Genomic DNA, 20,517 nt, shown 5'->3' with positions numbered 1-20,517 from the left:
GGCTTATCTGCCAGACATATTATATGAAAGCTGCATCAGCGAATCAGACAGATGCACGTTTTCTACTACCACATCATCAGGCACCATCAGATCCACATGGGCGAAATTCCAGAAGGCTCTCACGCCAAGACTCACAAGACGCTCGGCTACTGGCATTGCCGCATCCTTAGGCAGGGTAAGCACTGCTATGTCTACCCTGTGCTCCTTTATGAAGTCCTCGAACTCGTCTATCATCATCACAGGTATCCCGCCAACTATCCTGTCCTTTTTCTTTTGATCGACATCAAAGAGGCCTATCATACGAAAGGGCAGCTTCTCGAAATTCACATAATTGGCAATGGCTGCGCCCAGATTTCCTACTCCGAACAGGGCCACATTATGGACCCTTGTAAGGCCAAGGATCCTTCCTATCTCCTCATAGAGGAACTCGACATTATAGCCATAGCCCTGCTGGCCGAAGCCTCCGAAATTATTCAGATCCTGCCTTATCTGAGACGCAGTGACCTGCATCCGCTCTGAAAGCTCCTTTGAAGAGATCCTCTCTACCCCGTTCTCCAGTAATTCTCCCAGATATCTGTAATATCTTGGCATCCGTCTGATCACGGCCTGAGAAATATTATTCTCCATAAACCCCTTCCCAATCATCATATAGCTTTTTTAATTCTTCATCAAGTAGCGAAAGCTTTTCAGTAAGCTCATTTAGTCTGGCGGAGTTTCTGGCTGTCGCCGGATCACTGAATTCCTCATTGATCTTCTCTTTCTCCGCTTCCTTTTTTTCTATCTCTTCCTCTATCCTTTTGGCCTCTCTCTCTTTCTTCTGCCTTGCCCTAGCCTCCTCCTTCTGCTTCTTCCAGTCATCGGCGGAGCCGGCGGAGGCCTTTTCCATGGTCTCCTCTGCCTTCTTTTTGCTTATACCAAAGTCAGTCCTTATCTCTTCACGTTTTTTCAGATAATAGTCATAATTCCCAAGATACTGGTGGATCCCGTCTTGCCTAAGCTCCAGGATACGGCTTGCTGTCTGGTTGACAAAGTATCTGTCATGAGAAACATAAAGGACCGTGCCATCGTAATTGTTTATGGCATGCTCCAGTATCTCCTTTGAATCCATATCCAGATGGTTGGTAGGCTCGTCTAGTATCAGGAAATTAGCTCCGGAAAGCATAAGCTTGGCTAATGATATACGTCCTCTTTCACCTCCGGACAGGTCCCTTATCTTTTTATAGACCTCATCATCCCTGAAAAGAAAGGCAGCAAGAACGTTTCTTACCCTTGTATTATTAAGAGACGGATAGGCTCCCTGCATCTCATCAAAAAGAGTATTGTCCTCATCGAATCCATGCTGCTCCTGATCGTAGTAGCCTATTGTTACTCCGGCTCCTATCCTTACACTTCCGGAGTCCGCAGGGAATATATCATTTATGATCTTAAGGACAGTAGACTTCCCAATACCGTTGTCTCCAATAAGAGCTACCTTCTCACCGCGCTTTATATCAAACGATATGTCCTTAAGGACCTCTGTCCCGTCAAAGGACTTGGACAGATCTGTCACAGTAAGGACATCCTTTCCGCTCGATGAGAGAGGAGAAAGTGAAAGCCTCATAGCCTTGTCAGCTTCCTTTGGCTTCTCGATTACCTCTATCTTATCGAGGACCTTCTTACGGCTTTCCGCCCTCTTTATTGACTTCTCCCGGTTGAAGCTTTCCAGCTTTTCTATTACCTTTTTCTCATGCTCGATCTTCTTCTGCTGCTTCTCGAACTCCCTTTCCCTTGTCAGCAGGAAGAGATCCTTCTGCTTCATGAAGGCAGAATAATTGCCCTTATAGTCATGCGCCCTCTGGTCAGATAAGTCTATGCATCTACTGACCGTCCGGTCAAGGAAATATCTGTCGTGGGCAACTATGATCACGGCACCGCTGTAGTTTACAAGGAAATTCTCAAGCCATTCGATTGAACGCAGATCCAGGTGGTTTATAGGCTCATCCAGGAGCAAAAGATCGGGGTTGGTCACGAGAAGTCTCGATAGGGCAACCCTTGTCTTCTGTCCTCCTGACACCTCCGACATCCTCTTGTCAAAATCGTCCTCTGTAAAGCCAAGACCCTTTAGCGTGCCACCCACTCTCGACAGATAGGAGTCACCACCATAAAGCATATACTCATGACTTAGCTTCTGATATGAATCCATAAGACGGGCCAGATCATCCCCTCCTACAGTCTTCATATCAGACTCCATTTCTCTGAGCTTATCCTCCATTAAAAGGATATCCTCCCTCGCATGGTAGACATACTCATAGATGGTACCCGGATAATCTGCATCCTGATACTGGGCCAGATAACCGAAAGTAGAGTCCTTAGCAAAAACAACGCTTCCCGAGTCAGCGGGCTCCTGGCCCACTATGACTTTAAGAAGCGTTGATTTACCGCAGCCATTGTTACCTACAATGGCCACGTGTTCATGTTCTCTTATCTGAAAGGAAAGGTCCTTAAAAACGACCTTGTCTCCAAAGCTTTTTGTCAGATCAGATACACTTAATATCATATTTGGATCAACCTAATTCTTTCTCGAGATTTTCTCTTATGGCAAGGATGAAATCCTTACTGTTCAGCTTAGTCGGGTTAGGAAGCGTTGTGATAAGAGCCAGATCTCCGGTCATCTTTCCTGACTCGATCGTCTCTATCGTTGCCTTCTCAAGCGCATCGGCAAATCTGACCAGATCAGGAAGACCATCCATCTGTCCTCTCTTCCTTAAGGCTCCGCTCCATGCAAATATGGTAGCTACAGAGTTCGTCGATGTCTCCTCACCCTTTAAGTATTTGTAGTAATGTCTCTGTACAGTACCGTGTGCAGCCTCAAACTCATAGTAGCCCTGAGGAGATACGAGCACCGAGGTCATCATTGCCAGTGAACCGAAGGCTGATGAGAGCATATCACTCATTACATCTCCGTCATAGTTCTTGCAGGCCCAGATAAATCCGCCATGGCTCTTCATCACACGGGCAACCGCATCATCGATAAGAGTGTAGAAGTATGTGATACCGGCCTGCTCGAACTTCTGCTTGTATTCCTTTTCGTAGAGATCGGCAAAGACATCCTTGAATGTATGGTCATACTTCTTGCTGATCGTATCCTTTGTAGCAAACCAGAGATCCTGCTTCTTCTCAAGTGCAAAGGTAAAGCAGCTCCTTGCGAAGCTTTCGATAGATGAGAGCAGATTATGCTGTCCCTGTACGACACCTGGTCCGTCGAATTCATGAACCAGGGCTCTTTCCTCGCTTCCATCAGCCCTTGTATAAACGAGCTCTACCTTTCCCGGTCCGTCTATCTTCATCTCGGTAGCACGATAGACATCGCCGTAGGCATGACGGGCGATAGTAATAGGCTTCTCCCAGGTCTTTACATTTGGCTCGATGCCCTTTACGATAATAGGAGCCCTGAAAACAGTTCCGTCAAGGATAGCACGGATGGTCCCGTTAGGGGACTTGTACATCTTTTTCAGGCCATACTCCTCTACACGGGCAGCATTCGGTGTGATGGTAGCGCACTTGACTGCTACTCCGTACTTCTTTGTCGCATTGCTTGCGTCAACAGTCACCTGATCATCGGTCTCATCCCTGTGCTTAAGGCCGAGGTCATAATACTCGGTCTTTAAGTCTATAAAAGGAAGAAGCAGCTCGTCCTTTATCATCTTCCAGAGTATGCGGGTCATCTCGTCCCCGTCCATCTCGACGAGGGGAGTTGTCATTGTAATCTTTTCCATGTGTAGGTCCTTTCCTTCTGAGGGGGTAGAGCTTGTGGGTTAGGAGTTAGCCATCCTTACCTCATGACAAAGTTTATGATCCTGCCCGGGACGAAGATCTCCTTTACCACGTTTCCTGTCAGTCTGTCAGATATTTCTTCTCTGGCTGCCTTTAAGGCGCTCTCCTTGTCTATGTCCTTTGGAAGGGATATGACTGCCTTTGTCTTTCCGTTTATCTGGACAGGCATCTTTATCTCATCTTCCTCTGTAAGCTTCTCATCCCACTCTGGCCACTTTTCTTCAAATACAGAGCTTGTGTATCCCAGATGCTGATGCAGCTCCTCTGACAGATGCGGGGCAAACGGAGCGAGAAGGACCGCAAGTGTCTCAAGTGTCTTCTTATCGACTCCGCCTTTCTTTGCAATATCTGTAAGAGTATTTGTATACTCCATAAATCCTGATACTACTGTATTCAGTGAGAAGGCCTCGAGTCTTGTGGTGATAGTCTTTACCATCTGGTTTCTGAGACGGATCAGCTCCTTTGTCTCCGGGGCATCCTTTGCGCTTTCTTCTATGACAAGCTTGTAGACCTTCTTTAAGAATCTGTTGATTCCCTCGATCCCTCTGTCATCCCAGGCACTGTCAAGCTCAGGAGGTCCTATGAACAGCTCATACATACGAAGAGAATCACAGCCATAATCTTCTATCATGTCATCTGGGGAAACCACATTTCCAAGTGATTTACTCATCTTGATCCCCTTAGGGCCCAGAATCATACCCTGATTGAAGAGCTTATGGAATGGCTCGTCGAAATCCACTACTCCTATATCATGGAGGAACTTTGTCCAGAATCTGGCATAGAGCAGATGGAGGACTGCATGCTCGACTCCTCCTATATACATATCTACAGGCAGATACTTATCAGCCTTGTCACGGCTTACAAGCTCCTTGTCATTATGCACATCCACATAACGCAGGTAATACCATGATGATCCTGCCCACTGAGGCATTGTATTGGTCTCTCTCTTAGCCGGGCCCCCGCAGCACGGGCAGGTGGTATTTACCCAGTCCTCCATCGAAGCCAGCGGTGATTCTCCGGTATCTGTTGGCTGGTAGGACTTCACATCCGGAAGCACTACAGGAAGATCCTCCTCCGGAACCGGAACTGCTCCGCACTTAGGACAGTGGATTATCGGGATAGGCTCACCCCAGTATCTCTGACGGGAGAATACCCAGTCACGAAGCTTGTAGTTTACTGTCCTCTTTCCAAGACCCATCTTCTGAATCATGTCTGGAGCCTCAGCCTTCAGCTTGTCAGAATCCATTCCGTTCCAGTCGCCGGAATTGATCATCTTGCCCTTTGCCTCTACATATGGCTCCTTCATATCCTTCATGTCGGATCCGTCTGGACTTATTACAGGGATTATCTTAAGGCCGAATTTCTTGGCGAAATCCCAGTCTCTCTGGTCGTGGGCAGGAACACACATGATGGCTCCGGTACCATGATCAGCAAGAACATAGTCTGAAATCCAGATCGGCACCTCTGCACCGTTTAGAGGATCGATGGCATATGATCCGGTCCATACTCCGGTCTTTTCCTTATTCTGCACCCTGTCTACATTTGATTTATTTGCTGCCTGGCTGCAGTAAGCCTCTACCTCTTCTCTTTTATCCTCTGTTGTAAGCTCCTTTACCATAGGATGCTCAGGTGAGAGCACCATGAAGGTAGCTCCATAGAGAGTATCTGGCCTCGTCGTGAATACCGTGATATGCTTATCAGGCTGATCCTTGAGCGGGAAATCCACTTCTGCCCCGTAGGAACGTCCTATCCAGTCTGTCTGCATCTTCTTGACCTTTTCCGGCCAGTCGAGATCCTTTAAGCCGTCGAGCAGCCTGTCTGCATAGGCTGTAATCTTCAGCATCCACTGACGAAGGTTCTTCTTTGTGACAGGGGTTCCGCATCTCTCGCAGATTCCTCCCTCTGCCTCCTCATTTGCCAGAACCGCCTTGCAGTGCGGACACCAGTTGAGCGGCATCTGCTTCTCATAGGCAAGTCCGTGCTTGAACATCTGTACAAAGATCCACTGGGTCCATTTGTAGTAGCTGGGATCTGTGGTATTTATCTCCATGTCCCAGTCATAGACTGCGCCTATCTGCTTTACCTGTCTCTTTATATTTGCAATATTCTTTGCTGTTGAGATAGAAGGATGCTGACCTGTCTTTATGGCATAATTCTCTGCAGGAAGTCCGAAGGCATCCCAGCCCATAGGGTGGATCACATACTTCCCATGCATTATCTGATATCTGCTCCATACATCAGAGATAACATAGCCTCTCCAGTGTCCTACATGCAGTCCAGCTCCTGACGGATATGGAAACATATCCAGACAGTAATACTTAGGCTTCTTATCGTCCTTTGGATTTACCGGCTTCTCTTCCCAGATCCTGCGCCATTTATCCTCTATGGCGCGATGGTTATAAATAGTATCCATTATTTCCTCCAATGTATAAAAAGAATTGCCCCGGCCGCCTTTACTGCCCGGCACAATATTAAAATTTTAGCATAACAAAGGGATTTGTCAAGATTTGCCACAAAGCCCGGACAGATCCCTGAAGAATCCCGGATAGGAAATATCAACGCATGCATAATCGTCAAGCTCGCTCTCACCGTCTGCTGCAAGCGAGGCCACGGCAAAGCTCATCGCTATCCTGTGATCCTTATAGGTATGGATCAGGGCTCCATGGAGCGGTCTTCCCCCTTCTATCACAAATCCGTCATCTGTCGGCCTGATGTCGCAGCCCATTGCTCTGAGATTTTCTGAAACAGTAGCGATCCTGTCTGACTCCTTGACCTTTAGCTCTGCAGCATCCCTTATTATGGTCTCACCATCTGCAAAGGCAGCCATAACAGCTATTACAGGCAGCTCATCTATAAGTGTCGGTATTATATCTCCCTCTATCACGGTCCCATGAAGCTGTGAGGTCCTTACATTTATATCACAGACCTCCTCTCCAGATACTTCTCTCCTGTCGATATAGTCTATATTGCCTCCCATTGCCTCTATCACACTTAGGATCCCTGCTCTTGTCGGGTTTGTATTCACATTCCTTATCAGGATATCACTGTCCTGACAGATAAGTCCCGCCACAAGGAAGTATGCTGCCGACGAGATATCTCCAGGTACTGTGATATCCTGTCCTGTAAGCTGGCTTCCTGGCCTTATGCAGCTGTAGTGTCTTTTCGTGTCTGTCCTTATGTCCGCCCCGAATCCCTTAAGCATAAGCTCGGTATGGTTTCTTGATACAGCCGGCTCTGTGACCGAGGTAGATCCCTCTGCAAAAAGACCTGCGAGAAGTATACAGGATTTCACCTGGGCTGACGCTACAGGGGATATATAGTCTATGCCATGGAGTCCTCCTCCTCTTATGGTAAGCGGGAGGAATCCATCAGCTGATCTTATATCTGCCCCCATCTGGCCAAGAGGTTCTATCACTCTCTTCATTGGACGTTTCCTTAACGAATCGTCACCAGTGATGCCTGTTGTAAAGCTCTGCCCGGCAAGGATACCTGATATAAGCCTTGTGGTAGTCCCGCTGTTTCCGGCATCTAATAAGCCGCAAGCCTCCCTTAGACCATAAAGGCCCCTTCCATGGATGGTTACCTCTTCACCCTCTCTTTCTATCTGAATGCCAAGCCTTCTGAAGCATTCAATGCTTGAGAGGCAGTCTGCCCCGGATAAGAATCCGTGCAGACAGGTCTTGCCTCTGGCCAGTGAGCCAAGCATTATACCTCTGTGTGAGATCGACTTGTCTCCCGGAACCCTTATTTCTCCTCTTAGCTGCTTACATTTATGCATTATAATTCTCCATAAATAATCATCTCAGATGAAGCCTGTAGCTGTGTGACTCAAGAAGAGTCCTTGCTCCCTCATAGTCTGCCTCGGAATAAAGCTCTATCTGGAGCACTCCCTCCTCAAACTCCCTGTTGTGGATTATACCTATATTCTTGATAGAAATACCTGAAGCGGCAAGTAGTGTCGCAACCGTTGCGATCTGTCCGGGCTCATCACAGAGGTCGCAGAAGATTGTAAAGTCTGCCGGAAGCAGTCCTCTTTTCTTTACAGGAAGACTGTCGCGGAAGTCCTTGGCCGACTGGAATCTTGCTCTTATCTCTTCTCCATTGCCGTCCTCTATTTCTGATCTGAAATCCGAAAGCAGCTCCATATACTGGTCTATCATACTAAGGATAGCCTTCCTGTTGGAGAGGCAGATATTTTCCCACATTACTGGAGATGATGATGATATCCTCGTGATGTCCTTAAAGCCGCCTGCTGCTATAGTACGTAAGAGATCATCCCTGTTATCCTCCCTGACCAGATTCACAAGCGATGCCGATATCACATGAGGCAGGTGGCTTATGGCTGCAACAGCCATATCGTGCTGGTCCGGCCTTAGTGTCATTGTGATAGCTCCCAGTCCCGATATGAATCTGTCAAAAAACGGAACTATCCTCCTTGCCCTCTCGCTCTGATAGGTCAGAAGATAATATGCGTTTTCAAGAAAGGAGGGATCAGAACAGGAGTAGCCTGTATTCTCTGACCCTGTCATAGGATGACCTCCTATGAACTGGTCCGAAAGCCCCAGCCTGTCTATCTCAGCCGCTATATCTCCCTTTACAGAGCCCACATCTGTGATCAGGGTATCAGGTGAGAGGAAGGGCTTTATCCTCGAAAGATACTCGACATTTACAAGCACCGGAGAGCAGAGAAATATAGCGTCAGAATCTGCTATCTCCTGATCACTTAAGAGGCTCTTGTTCTCTATCAGCCCGTCATAAAATGCAGCCTCCACAGTCTCTCTATGTCCTGCCGTGGCATAAAGATGGATACAGGGATAGGTCTTCTTTATCGCCTTTGCAACAGAGCCTCCGATAAGCCCTAATCCTACGAATACTATTTTTTCGGGATCAAATCCCACCTGTTCCTTCATCTGTCCTTACCGTCTTTCTGTCTGATCTAAAGCCTGCTTTGCAAGAGAGTCCGCAAGCTCGTTATATTCTATTCCTGTATGGGCTGCCACCTTGTGGTAGACTATAGGAATCTTTGTATCCATCCGCTTCATATAGGCAGCATACTTTTGTGTAAGAGGATTATTGGCCTTCCATAGTCCCTTTGCCCACATCTCTATTCCTGCATAGTCATAGCAGATATCCACCGACCTGTAACCCTGCTCATAGGCGTATTTTACTGCATGCATGGCCCCAAGCATTTCTCCGCCGACATTTCTTATCTTAAGGACCTCCGGATCATCTCCGCTTCCAGACATAGTCTCTACCTTATCATCCGGCCCTATGAAAACACAGCCATATGAATAACGACCCTTATCCTTTGAGAAGCTGCCATCCACATAGGCAATAAGCATCTTATCCTCCGGAATGTCCCTAAGCCTGTCATCATCCTCACAAGGATTCAGATATTCCTCTGCCTCCTGCCTGGTCACAAAGCCCTTATATACAGCTCCCTTGAAGCCGCTTACTGATTTCCGGCAATCGTCCCAGCTTAAAAATATACCGGTCTTCCTGCCCTTTTTCACCGCATAGAAATGTTTCTTTTCTGCCATGATATCTCCCTTCATTTGTCCTAAATACTTTATATCAAAAAACAGTTGAATGCAATCCCCGAAACATTATATAATAGTCGTCATGAAATCAACAGAAAAAAATGAAATAACAAGCGGGGTTATATGGAAGCAGATACTTATATTTTTCTTTCCGATCCTTATAGGAGCCATTTTCCAGACTCTCTATAATACTGTGGATGCCGTTGTAGTCGGCCGCTTCTCCGGAAAGATTGCCCTTGCAAGCGTAGGTGGCTCATCAGGACTTATAATAGAGCTTGTGATCACCTTCTTTATGGGGCTTGCCTCAGGAGCAACAGTCATCATATCACAGGCCTACGGATCAGATGACAGAAGGCGTATTTATGAGGCCCTCCACACAGCCTATACCTTTGCGCTTGCCGGCGGACTTATACTAGGGACAGCAGGAGTTCTTCTGGCTCCGGCCTTTCTTCATCTGCTGGGTACTCCGGATGATCTTTTCCCGGGCTCCCTTACCTACCTGCGGATACTGATGGCCGGCCTTGCCTTTATCCTGATCTATAATATAGGCTCAGGTATACTCTGCGCTATAGGTGATTCGAGGCGTCCTCTCTATATACTTATAGTGTGCTGTGTGATAAATATAGCGCTGGATCTCTGGCTTGTCGCCGTACTCAAAATAGGGGTAGCTGGTGCCGGTATCGCTACAGTGATCTCTCAGGGAGTTTCCGCAGCCCTTGTGACCTGGCTTCTGGTCTTTAGGACAGGTGCCATGAAGCTATCTCTTAAAAGACTTCACATAAATCTCCCTATCCTTTCAAATATTTTAAAGATCGGCCTGCCTACTGCGATAAGCGTAAGCATGTTTACTATATCAAATATGATACTGCAGACCTCTATAAACCGTATGGGTTCAAATACCGTTGCTGCCTGGACTGCCTATGGAAGGGTAGATGCCTTCTGGTGGCTTATTACTGAGGCCTTTTCTGTCTCTATAACTACCTTCGTCGGTCAGAACTATGGTGCAAAAAAACCTCAGCGGATAAAACGGGCTATCCTTGATGTAATAGGAATGGAGCTTGTGCTCTCTGTGATCGCTGCCATAGTCATAGTATCAGCCGCTCCCTTTCTTATTTCCATGTTTACCAGATCCCAGGCTGTCATAACCATCGGCGCCAGAATCTCAAAGGTCATAGCTCCCATCTACTGGATCTTCATACCATCTGATGTACTCTCGTCCTCACTGCGTGCAGAAAACCATGTGGTCTTTTCCACGATAACAAACACTCTTAGCATCTGCATCTTCAGGATATTCTGGACCTTCATTACAGGGAACCGGGACATCACCTTTCTTCTCAGATGCTATCCTATAAGCTATATCGCTGCTTCTTCTCTTATCATCATCTACTTTGTGATAGAGCAGAAAAAGATAAACAGTAAGCTCTCCTGATCAGTCGTTTTCCTCTGCCACAACAAAAGGCAGTACCTGCGAGACACTTATAAAAACACCGTTTACTATTGCTCTTAATATGATACATAAAAACAGGCTGCAGGGATTATCCCTGCAGCCCGTTTTCATTATTTCTCCGTTAGTATTATTTCTCTGGTATCAGTATGCTATTCCCTGAGCAAGCATTGCATCTGCTACCTTTTCAAAGCCTGCTATATTGGCTCCGACCTGAAGGTCACCATCAAAGCCATATTTAGCAGCTGCATCAATGGAATTGTGAACTATACTCTTCATGATTCCCTGAAGCTTTGAGTCAACCTCCTCGAAGGTCCATGAAAGTCTCTCTGAATTCTGGCTCATTTCGAGAGCTGATGTAGCTACTCCACCGGCATTTGCTGCCTTTGCAGGTCCGAACATGATACCTGCCTTCTTGTATACTGCAATTGCCTCTGGAGTGGACGGCATATTTGCTCCCTCGCAGACAGCGATAGCTCCGTTAGCTACGATCTTCTTTGCGCTCTCCTCATCGATCTCGTTCTGAGTTGCGCATGGAAGATAGATATCAGCCTTGGTGCCCCATACTCCAGAGCATCCCTCATGGTACTCTGAACCGTCGTTTGCACGTGCAGGATACTCCTTGATACGTCCTCTCTCGACTTCCTTGATCTGCTTTACCACGTCGAGCTTGATTCCGTTAGGTGCTACGATATATCCGTTCGAATCGGACATAGTGATGACCTTACCGCCGAGCTCTGTAGCCTTCTGGCAGGCATAGATAGCTACGTTTCCTGATCCTGAGATGACTACTGTCTTACCCTTGAATGAATCATTCTTAAGAGTCTTTAAGGCTTCCTCTGTATAATAGCAGAGTCCGTATCCTGTAGCCTCAGTTCTGGCAAGGGAGCCGCCATAAGTCAGTCCCTTTCCTGTAAGAACACCTGTAAACTCATTTCTGAGTCTCTTGTACTGACCGTACATATAGCCTATCTCACGTCCACCTACTCCGATATCTCCTGCAGGAACATCTGTGTCTGCTCCTATATGCTTGCAGAGCTCTGTCATAAAGCTCTGACAGAATTTCATTACCTCTCTGTCGCTCTTTCCCTTAGGGTCGAAGTCAGATCCACCCTTACCTCCTCCGATAGGAAGTCCTGTAAGGGAATTCTTGAAGATCTGCTCAAAGCCTAAGAACTTAAGTATTGACAGATTTACTGAAGGATGGAAACGAAGTCCTCCCTTATATGGTCCGATTGCTGAGTTAAACTGTACTCTGTATCCACGGTTGACCTGAACCTTGCCATTGTCATCTACCCATGGTACCCTGAAGAGGATCACTCTCTCAGGCTCGACCAGACGTCCGATAACATCATCCTCCTCGAGCTTAGGATTCTTCTCTACTACCGGCTCAAGAGACTCAAGAACCTCTCCTACTGCCTCTAAGAACTCCTTCTGCTCAGGATTCCTTGCCTCAAGTCCGTCATAGACCTGCTGCAGATAGCTGCTTTTAAACTTCATCGTTTAAAGCTCCTTTCTTTTCTTTTTCCTATAATACAAGCGTCACCTGTCTATGTGCCGTTTACACAAGTCCGCGGCTCACACACAAAAAATATTATAGCATAAACATCTCTGATGTAAAGAAAAAATTATTCATCACTCTATAATATTCGAATGAATGATCCCGAATTATTTTCAAAAAAGCCTCAGCTCTTTCTGAACAGAATGTGATAGACTGTTTTTGTCTTTGTATTTACCACAAGCTCCCATACCCCCTTTGTTCCATTATATTCTCCAGGAGAAATCCACTTATCTGTATTCGCTAACTGATAATGTCTTTTTGGCAACTGCATCAATTCTTATTCTCCTCACTAATCCCTCCATCTTTCAATTAAATGAAAACTCAATTCATCTGTGTTGTCTTCGGAAAGTATATCTATATCAGCAAATAATATGGGCCCCTTTCCTCATAATATGCTGTCTATTGTCAGAAGTTCTTTATTGGTCACACAGCCTGGAAGATAAGAGTAATCGCCTGTCAATGAGCCCTTATTTCTATCCTCTATAGCAGAATGCTCAGATTCTGTCTACGAGTCGTGTACGAAACATCGGAAAAAGTGGTCAAAATCGGTAATTTCCTGCATGAACCGGAAGGCCGAAATCGCCCTGAAAGCCGCATAAAATAAGGGATTGCCGAATATATCAGCAATCCCTTGATAATGCAGGAAAAGGGACTTGAACCCTCACGACTGCAATAGCCACAGGCACCTGAAGCCTGCGCGTCTGCCAATTCCGCCATTCCTGCATTCGATCCGCTCACGCGAACGATATGATTTTACTCTTTTTATGATCCTGTGTCAAGCACTTTATCAAAAGTAACAGGCATTTTATTGTGCTCCAAGAATTTTTCTTGCCGTATCCACCTGCTCCTTTGTGGGTGGGTTCACATCCTTCAGTGTATAAGGGATACCGAGCTCCTCGTACTTATAGACGCCTAGCGTATGATATGGCAATACTTCTACTCTTTTCACTGTCTTCAGGGTATCTATGAACTCTCTGAGCGCCTTTAATTCCTTTTCATCTGTAGTGATTCCCGGAACAAGCACGTGGCGGATCCACATAGGAACTCCATTTTCTGACATCCAGACAGCCGCATCCAGGACATTTTTGTTTGTATGACCTGTAAGCTTTATATGATCGTCGTCAAAGATCTGCTTTATATCAAGCATCACGAGGTCAGTAACAGACATCAGCTCCTTAAACTTTGTAAAAAACGGCTCCTCTCTTGTAAATGGCCCGGCCGAGGTATCAAGGCAGGTGTTTATTCCCTTCTCGTGACATTTCCTGAAAAGTTCCAGCAGGAAATCGATCTGAAGCAGAGCTTCACCGCCGCTTACGGTTATGCCTCCCTCCTGACCCCAGTAGGGCCTGTACTTAAGCGCCTTTTCTATAAGCTGATCGGCCGAAAGCTCCATCGGCTTTGTCTTTTTCGTACCATCAGGATTCCAGGTATCCGGATTGTGGCAGTATCTGCATCTGAAGTTACAGCCCTGCAGGAAGATCACATACCTGATTCCCGGACCGTCAACCGAGCCGAAGCTCTCCAGCGAATGTACTCTTGCTTTTATATCACTCATATTATTCCTTTCCTTACAGATGAAAGCACTCTCTTATGGCCTTATGCTCTCCGAGAACCAGAAGCGTCTCGTCCTCCCTCAGTATATCATCTGGAGAGACTGTCACATTCATATCGCCATTTTCCTTGATGGCCATGATGTTTATGCCGAATTTCTGGCGGATCTCAAGCTCCTTTACCTGCAGTCCGACCCATTCAGCCGGTACCTTTACCTCGAAGATGGCATGGTCGTCGTCGATCTTTATATAATCGAGAATGTAGCTTGATGTAAACCTGATCGCAGTCCATCTGGCTATCTGCTTTTCAGGATTTACGACCTCATCAGCTCCGTTCCTCAGCAGAAATTTCTCCTGAACCTCCCTGTCAGCCCTTGCCACAACAAGCTTTCCTCCCAGCTCCTTTAGAAGAGATGTAGTCTCTAGTGAGCTCTGGAAATCTCCTCCTATTGTCACTATGCATACATCGTAGTTGTTTACTCCGAGTGAATTGAGGAAACTCTCATTTGTACTGTCACCTATCAGGGCATCTGTAACAAAAGGAAGGGCTGCATTGACCCTGTCCTCATTTTTGTCAACTGCCATAACCTGATGGCCGAGTGTATTTATTTCCTTCGCGATCAGTGTCCCGAAATGTCCGAGTCCGATAAGCAGTATTGATTTCATTTTGCCTCCTTTTCCTAACCCACGGTAATATTTCCGAGAGGATATTTAAGCTCTGACCCCTCCCTGTATGAAAGAGCCGCATAAACCACAGTAAATCCTCCGACCCTGCCAAAGAACATAAGCAGCATCAGGATAATATGTGATACGACCCCTAGTCCCGGTGTCAGTCCGAGCGAAAGCCCTACCGTTGCAATTGCTGAAATAGCCTCGAAAGCACATTTTTCAAACGGCTGGTTTTCTATCAAGCTTATGATAAGAGCTCCTGATAAAAACAGGGTCACATACATAAAGAGTACCGTAGACGCCTGCTTCACCACCTCATCGTCTACCCTCCTGCCAAAGAGCTTGGCATTTTTCCTGCGCCTGAAAATGGCAAATGCATTTGCTGTAAGCACTGCAACAGTCGTTGTCTTCATTCCTCCAGCCGTAGAGCCAGGTGAGCCTCCGACCAGCATAAGAAGCATTATCATTACCCTGCCCGGATCAGTCATGCTTGAGAAATCCACTGTGTTGAATCCGGCTGTCCTTGGAGTTACAGCCTGAAAAAGGGAGCATGAGAGCCTCCTGACCAGATGCATATGAGAAAAATCAATAAAGAAAAACAGGATCGTCGGTACAAGAATGAGGATAGCCGTCGATGCTATTATCACCTTTGTCTGCATCCTGTACTTATGGATCTTTTGCTTATAGGCTGCTATATCCTCCCAGGCCAGAAATCCGAGCCCGCCGGCCACTATAAGCACACATATGACTATGCTAAGATAGAGATTGCCTGAAAATGCACAAAGCGAGCTGAAGCTTCCTGTATACCTGCCCATCAGGTCAAATCCGGCATTGCAGAAGGCCGATATCGAATGGAAAACAGCATACCATATGCCCACCATCCCGAATCTCTTTACAAATACAGGTAGAAGCAGCACAGCCCCGGCCGTCTCTATCATGGCTGTAACCTTTATCACAAATCTGATAAGTCTTACCGATCCTCCGACCTGAGGCGTGGAAAGAGCATTCTGTATGGTCTGTCTCTGCATCAGACTGATCTTTTTTCCAGCCAGAAGGGAAACCAGAGAGGCCATTGTGATCACTCCAATACCCCCTATCTGTATCAGGATAAGTATTATTACCTGTCCGAAAAAGGACCAGTAGCCTGCTGTATCCTTCACCACAAGTCCTGTAACACATACCGCTGATGTCGATGTGAAGAGCGAATCCATAAATCCTGTCATCTCTCCTGATCTCGATGATATGGGAAGCATAAGTATAAGCGCTCCTATCAGGATCACTGCCGCAAAGCCAAGTATAATTACCTGGAATGAGGTCAGTCTCCTATTAAATATACAGAGCAGATTCATTTATATTCTCCTAACAAAGTCCATTCTCCATTCATAATAGGACATATTAAACGTTTGGAGCTGTTTTTTCAAGCCGGAAGAAAAAATCCCCGCCCTGTGTCCAGATAAGTGGGGAGGGCGAGGATAAGAGGGTATGGGTCAGGGATTCGATCCCTGTGCCTTATTACATATGATCATGGAAGGTTCTGTTGATTACATCGAGCTGCTGCTTTCTGGTCAGATCGATGAACTTCACAGCGTAGCCTGATACACGGATAGTAAAGTTGGCATACTCAGGCTTCTCAGGATGATCCATAGCATCGAGAAGCTTCTCTTTGCCGAAGACGTTCACGTTCAGATGGTGTGCACCCTGGTTGAAGTATCCATCGAGGACATTTACAAGCTTGCTCTTTCTCTCCTCCTCATCATGTCCCAGAGAGTTCGGAGTCATCGTCTGGGTATTCGAGATACCGTCAAGCGAGTACTCATACGGAAGCTTTGCTACCGAGTTAAGGGAAGCGAGAAGTCCGTTCTGCTCGGCGCCGTATGCAGGGTTAGCTCCCGGAGCAAACGGGGTGAATGCCTTCCTGCCGTCAGGGGTGGCGCCTGTAGCCTCACCATAGACGACATTCGAGGTGATAGTAAGGATTGAGGTGGTAGCGTCTGAATCCCTGTAGGTATGGAACTTCCTAAGCTTGCCCATAAAGGTCTTTAACAGTTTAACAGCGATCTCATCAGCTCTCTCGTCGTCATTGCCGTACTTAGGGAAGTCTCCCTCGATCTTAAAGTCTGTGGTAACACCCTCTTCGTCACGGATGGCTGTAACCTTCGCATACTTTATAGCTGAAAGCGAATCAACCACGTGTGAAAATCCTGCGATACCCGTAGCAAAGGTACGGCGGACATTCGTATCGATAAGAGACATCTCTGCTGACTCATAGTAATACTTGTCATGCATGTAGTGAATCAGATCAAGGATGTTCACATAGAGACCTGCGAGCCAGTCAAGGGTCTGGTCATACTTATGGACTACCTCATCATAATCAAGGACATCCGAGCTCATTGGAGCGATCTCAGGTCCAACCTGCATATGGTGTCCTTCCTTATCCTTAAACTTCTCATCCTTGCCACCGTTTATAGCGTAGAGAAGTGCCTTTGCGAGGTTTGCACGGGCTCCGAAGAACTGCATCTCCTTACCAGTCTGAGTAGCAGATACGCAGCAGCAGATGCTGTAATCATCTCCCCAGATCGGCTTCATAACATCATCATTCTCATACTGGATGGATGAAGTATCTACTGAAATCTTGGCTGCATACTTCTTGAAGTTGTCAGGAAGATCACTTGAGTAAAGAACTGTGAGGTTCGGCTCTGGTGCCGGTCCCATGTTCTCAAGAGTATGGAGGAAGCGATAATCGTTCTTTGTGACCATGCTGCGTCCATCCATTCCGATTCCTGCCACCTCAAGCGTAGCCCATACCGGATCGCCTGAGAACAGCTCGTTGTATGACGGGATACGGGCAAACTTTACCATACGAAACTTCATAGTAAGATGGTCGATAAGCTCCTGGGCCTCCTTCTCTGTCAGGATTCCCTTTTCCATATCTCTCGTGATATAGATATCAAGGAATGTAGAAATACGACCTACTGACATTGCAGCACCGTTCTGCTGCTTGATTGCTGAAAGGTATCCGAAATACAGCCACTGTACTGCTTCCTTCGCATTGGTAGCCGGCTTTGAAATGTCGAATCCGTATGAAGCAGCAAGCTTCTTCATCTTCTTAAGGGCCTTGATCTGCTCAGCGATCTCCTCTCTTAAGCGGACTACCTTTCCCGTCATCATATCGTTGTGACCTGTAGCCGCCTTGTCCTCTTCCTTCTTCTCGATCAGATAATCAATACCGTAGAGGGCAATTCTTCTGTAATCACCAACTATACGTCCTCTTCCGTAGGTATCAGGAAGTCCTGTCACTATATGGCAGTGACGGGCTGTCATCATCTCAGGAGTATAGGCATCAAAGACCGCCTCGTTATGAGTCTTGTGGTATTTTGTAAAGATCTCATGAAGCTGTGGATTCGGAGTATATCCATAGGTGGTCAGCGCTTCCTCTGCCATCCTGATACCGCCGTAAGGCATGAAGGCTCTCTTCAGCGGCTTGTCTGTCTGCAGACCTACCACCTGCTCGTCATCCTTCATCGATTCGTCAATGTAAGCAGGGCCATAGGCATCGATATCTGATACCACATCTGTCTCCATATCGAGTACGCCGCCCTTGGCTCTCTCCTGCTTCTGATACTCCTGAAGCTTTCCCCAGAGCTTATCGGTACGCTCTGTAGGTCCCTCGAGGAAGCTCTCGTCTCCATCGTAAGGTGTGTAGTTCTTCTGGATAAAGTCACGGACGTTCACATCATCATTCCAGTGACCAGGCCTAAAGCCCTCCCATGCATCAAATGTTGTCATTTAAGACCTCCTAAACCAATGTTGGTGAGTTGCACCAAATATTGTATAACAACTTTTACCAGAATACAAGATAGGGAATAAACTTTTTGTTAGTTTTATCTAACCTTGTGATCACATTATAGGCACTCTCGCTTTTTATGTATGTATTATTTCCAACATTTTTTATCAAAAGCCCTCCTGAACAGCAACTCCATCCACCATAGAGTTGAAATTCCAGAAAAATCAAGGCGAAATAGAGTCTTTTTACCAGGATTCAATCAGGAATGAATAGACTGATCCAATGCTATAGCATTATAATAAAAGCGTCCCGTAGGGATAAAAGAAAACTAAGACAATGTACAGAGAATTATATCTGTACAGAAAAGAAACTGGAGGTTTTTATGAAGAAAAAAATTGTATCTTTCATTCTTGTGGTTGCTATGGCCGCAGCATCTGCAATCACATCAAAGGCAGCTGAGCCGACACCGATCTATAAAAAAGTGGAATGAACTCACAATTCTCTTACAAATGGGATACTTCTAGTTTTACCGATTATCGCCATTCGGGGATGCATGGATACTGCTTTATACTAACTCTAAGTATGAGAGACAGGAACAATACCCCCGTCAGAATGACGATAAATACAAGCATATTTGATTGAATGGAGGAATAGCTCATGAAAAAAATGTTGTTGATAGTTTTCTACTGGGCGGTCATCACTGCCGGAATAATATATGCATTCAGATCATGTGGTAACGATTTTCCAGTGTATGGCATTATAGGTAACTTAAATATCCTGTTCATATTTGCTGCCTCATTTGTTATTCTCGCATTTTCTGGACTGCTAAAAGACTTCTTCATAGGAATACAAGCTGTATTCAGAAAAAGCACATCTGAATATAGCCGAAGCTATAGGGCCTGGAAGGATTTTTACATCTCTATCGTGATCACATCGATACTAGACCTTGTAATCTACTGATACGTTTACGATCCATTCCACGCCTCACATCCTCAGTACTATACCAGATATCTGCAGGCAGTTGTATATCTTATAATAGTGGGAACTGCCTCAGTAACATTCATCTGTTTATTTTATAAATATTATAACATATACTATCCGCTTTTTCAAACTTCCCCTGTGCAAATGCTACCAATTACATATTGAAAAACCGTATCCATTCTGTTAAAATATTAAAAGTTTATTAATTTTTCAGGAGGTTATAAATAATGATAAAGAAACACAAAGAAAAGACATTACTGCTGTCATTTGTCACAGCAGCTGCAATGGCACTCACCCTTTTTGCTGCACTTCCGACCGCAAGGGCATATGCTGCCAGCCAGGAAAGCTACACCTTTTATTACTTCAACAACGACAGTGATGGAAACCGCTATACGCTTTCCATCTTTGGAGGAACGGTAAAATCAGTAAGCAGTTCAAGGTCATCTGTCCTTACAGCAAAAAAAAGCAGTGGCAACAACCGTATCGATATCAGTCTCAAGAATACAGGAAAAGCAACTGTAACTGTCGGTCTTAAGGACTACAGAGGCCGTAGTGCAAAGAAGAAATACAAGATAAGCGTAAAGGACGGTTCCACGATCTGCTCCTTTGCCAGGCCTGCACTTATAACAGGCAAATGCACAAAGTATGCCACCTATGCCTATGTACCGGTAACTAACACCAGCTCATGTAATTTCAGCACAATAAAGATCGCTTATGATCTGAAGGATTCCTCCGGAAACTCGCTTTCAAGCGGATATGGCTCGATCTCTGATCTTGGTCCGGGACAGACTGGCTATTTAAAGATTTACTATTCTGCCTCACTCGCAGTCGATCTTGATGCATCGACCTTTTCTGTAGAGACCGCCTCACAGACTAAAACAGGAAAGAACGCCACAAAGCTTTCACAAAAGATGTACAAAAGCTCAGTAAAGAAAACAGACAGCGGGCTTGCAATCACAGTAAAAAACAAATCCAAAAAGTATCTGAATATACAGAACTATGTATTCTTATATGATGCCAGTGGATCCCTTCTCGATATCGGAACGGTCGGAATATATACCTCTACCGGCAGGACCTATACAAATAATCTGATCAGCCACTTAGTCGGCGAATGCTCCTCATATGAGGTGAAGACCACTGGAACGGCCAGGTAAATAGGGCCTAGGGATTAGGGG

16 protein-coding genes and 1 tRNA gene are annotated in these 20,517 nt (G+C 46.0%); 3 read left to right on the top strand and 14 right to left on the bottom strand.

All coding sequences use genetic code 11. From position 1 onward, the window contains the following. Positions 1-3: 3 nt before the first annotated feature. The 7 genes from ACTNCK_RS03410 to ACTNCK_RS03380 all read right to left on the bottom strand — a co-directional run bounded on the left by ACTNCK_RS03410 (position 4) and on the right by ACTNCK_RS03380 (position 9,353). Entirely contained in the window at positions 4-627 is a 624-nt protein-coding gene (locus ACTNCK_RS03410; protein ID WP_441080972.1) for a redox-sensing transcriptional repressor Rex, read from the bottom strand. After that, positions 617-2,536, bottom strand: a complete 1,920-nt coding sequence (gene abc-f, locus ACTNCK_RS03405; RefSeq protein ID WP_441080971.1) for a ribosomal protection-like ABC-F family protein — start codon at positions 2,534-2,536, stop codon at positions 617-619. The genes ACTNCK_RS03410 and abc-f overlap by 11 nt, the downstream gene beginning before the upstream one ends. A gap of 7 nt (positions 2,537-2,543) precedes the next feature. Further along, positions 2,544-3,755 (bottom strand): NADP-dependent isocitrate dehydrogenase, encoded by a 1,212-nt coding sequence (locus ACTNCK_RS03400; RefSeq protein WP_441080970.1) that lies wholly within the window; start codon positions 3,753-3,755, stop codon positions 2,544-2,546. A 56-nt stretch (positions 3,756-3,811) separates the two neighbouring features. Continuing rightward, the gene (gene leuS, locus ACTNCK_RS03395; protein ID WP_441080969.1) at positions 3,812-6,226 is read right to left on the bottom strand and encodes a leucine--tRNA ligase; all 2,415 of its coding nucleotides are present in this window, start codon (positions 6,224-6,226) and stop codon (positions 3,812-3,814) included. Between the two features lie 87 nt (positions 6,227-6,313). Next, entirely contained in the window at positions 6,314-7,591 is a 1,278-nt protein-coding gene (aroA, locus tag ACTNCK_RS03390) for a 3-phosphoshikimate 1-carboxyvinyltransferase (protein WP_441080968.1), read from the bottom strand. Positions 7,592-7,610: 19 nt separating this feature from the next. Continuing rightward, the gene (locus tag ACTNCK_RS03385; RefSeq protein ID WP_441080967.1) at positions 7,611-8,723 is read right to left on the bottom strand and encodes a prephenate dehydrogenase; all 1,113 of its coding nucleotides are present in this window, start codon (positions 8,721-8,723) and stop codon (positions 7,611-7,613) included. A gap of 6 nt (positions 8,724-8,729) precedes the next feature. Further along, positions 8,730-9,353: a ribonuclease H1 domain-containing protein gene (locus tag ACTNCK_RS03380; protein ID WP_441080966.1), complete on the bottom strand. Its 624-nt coding sequence runs from the start codon at positions 9,351-9,353 to the stop codon at positions 8,730-8,732. 82 nt (positions 9,354-9,435) lie between these two features. On the opposite strand from ACTNCK_RS03380, the gene ACTNCK_RS03375 reads away from it, so the two are divergent. Further along, a complete protein-coding gene (locus ACTNCK_RS03375; protein ID WP_441080965.1) occupies positions 9,436-10,782 on the top strand; it encodes an MATE family efflux transporter in 1,347 nt (448 codons plus the stop codon). Positions 10,783-10,941: 159 nt separating this feature from the next. Here ACTNCK_RS03375 and gdhA read toward each other — a convergent pair whose 3' ends face one another. The 7 genes from gdhA to pflB all read right to left on the bottom strand — a co-directional run bounded on the left by gdhA (position 10,942) and on the right by pflB (position 18,363). Then, entirely contained in the window at positions 10,942-12,297 is a 1,356-nt protein-coding gene (gdhA, locus tag ACTNCK_RS03370; protein WP_441080964.1) for an NADP-specific glutamate dehydrogenase, read from the bottom strand. A gap of 185 nt (positions 12,298-12,482) precedes the next feature. After that, positions 12,483-12,629, bottom strand: a complete 147-nt coding sequence (locus tag ACTNCK_RS03365) for a hypothetical protein (protein ID WP_441080963.1) — start codon at positions 12,627-12,629, stop codon at positions 12,483-12,485. Between the two features lie 367 nt (positions 12,630-12,996). Next, positions 12,997-13,081, bottom strand: a tRNA-Leu gene (locus ACTNCK_RS03360). Positions 13,082-13,163: 82 nt separating this feature from the next. Beyond that, positions 13,164-13,913: a pyruvate formate-lyase-activating protein gene (pflA, locus tag ACTNCK_RS03355; RefSeq protein WP_441080962.1), complete on the bottom strand. Its 750-nt coding sequence runs from the start codon at positions 13,911-13,913 to the stop codon at positions 13,164-13,166. 13 nt (positions 13,914-13,926) lie between these two features. Then, entirely contained in the window at positions 13,927-14,574 is a 648-nt protein-coding gene (locus ACTNCK_RS03350) for a potassium channel family protein (protein ID WP_441080960.1), read from the bottom strand. A gap of 14 nt (positions 14,575-14,588) precedes the next feature. Beyond that, positions 14,589-15,926, bottom strand: a complete 1,338-nt coding sequence (locus ACTNCK_RS03345; RefSeq protein ID WP_441080959.1) for a TrkH family potassium uptake protein — start codon at positions 15,924-15,926, stop codon at positions 14,589-14,591. Between the two features lie 163 nt (positions 15,927-16,089). Beyond that, positions 16,090-18,363 carry a formate C-acetyltransferase gene (gene pflB, locus ACTNCK_RS03340; protein WP_441080958.1) on the bottom strand — a complete coding sequence of 758 codons (2,274 nt, stop codon included), beginning with the start codon at positions 18,361-18,363 and terminating at the stop codon, positions 16,090-16,092. A 655-nt stretch (positions 18,364-19,018) separates the two neighbouring features. On the opposite strand from pflB, the gene ACTNCK_RS03335 reads away from it, so the two are divergent. Both ACTNCK_RS03335 and ACTNCK_RS03330 read left to right on the top strand, forming a co-directional pair. After that, the gene (locus ACTNCK_RS03335; RefSeq protein WP_441080957.1) at positions 19,019-19,321 is read left to right on the top strand and encodes a hypothetical protein; all 303 of its coding nucleotides are present in this window, start codon (positions 19,019-19,021) and stop codon (positions 19,319-19,321) included. A 248-nt stretch (positions 19,322-19,569) separates the two neighbouring features. Continuing rightward, positions 19,570-20,496 carry a hypothetical protein gene (locus ACTNCK_RS03330; RefSeq protein ID WP_441080956.1) on the top strand — a complete coding sequence of 309 codons (927 nt, stop codon included), beginning with the start codon at positions 19,570-19,572 and terminating at the stop codon, positions 20,494-20,496. Positions 20,497-20,517: the final 21 nt, after the last annotated feature.

Origin of the sequence: Candidatus Weimeria sp. HCP3S3_B5 (assembly GCF_052064335.1) — a bacterium.
Classification (GTDB): Bacteria; Bacillota; Clostridia; order Lachnospirales; family Lachnospiraceae; genus Weimeria.
Note: the sequence above shows the minus strand (reverse complement) of the source record. Positions and strands in the feature narration are given on the sequence as shown.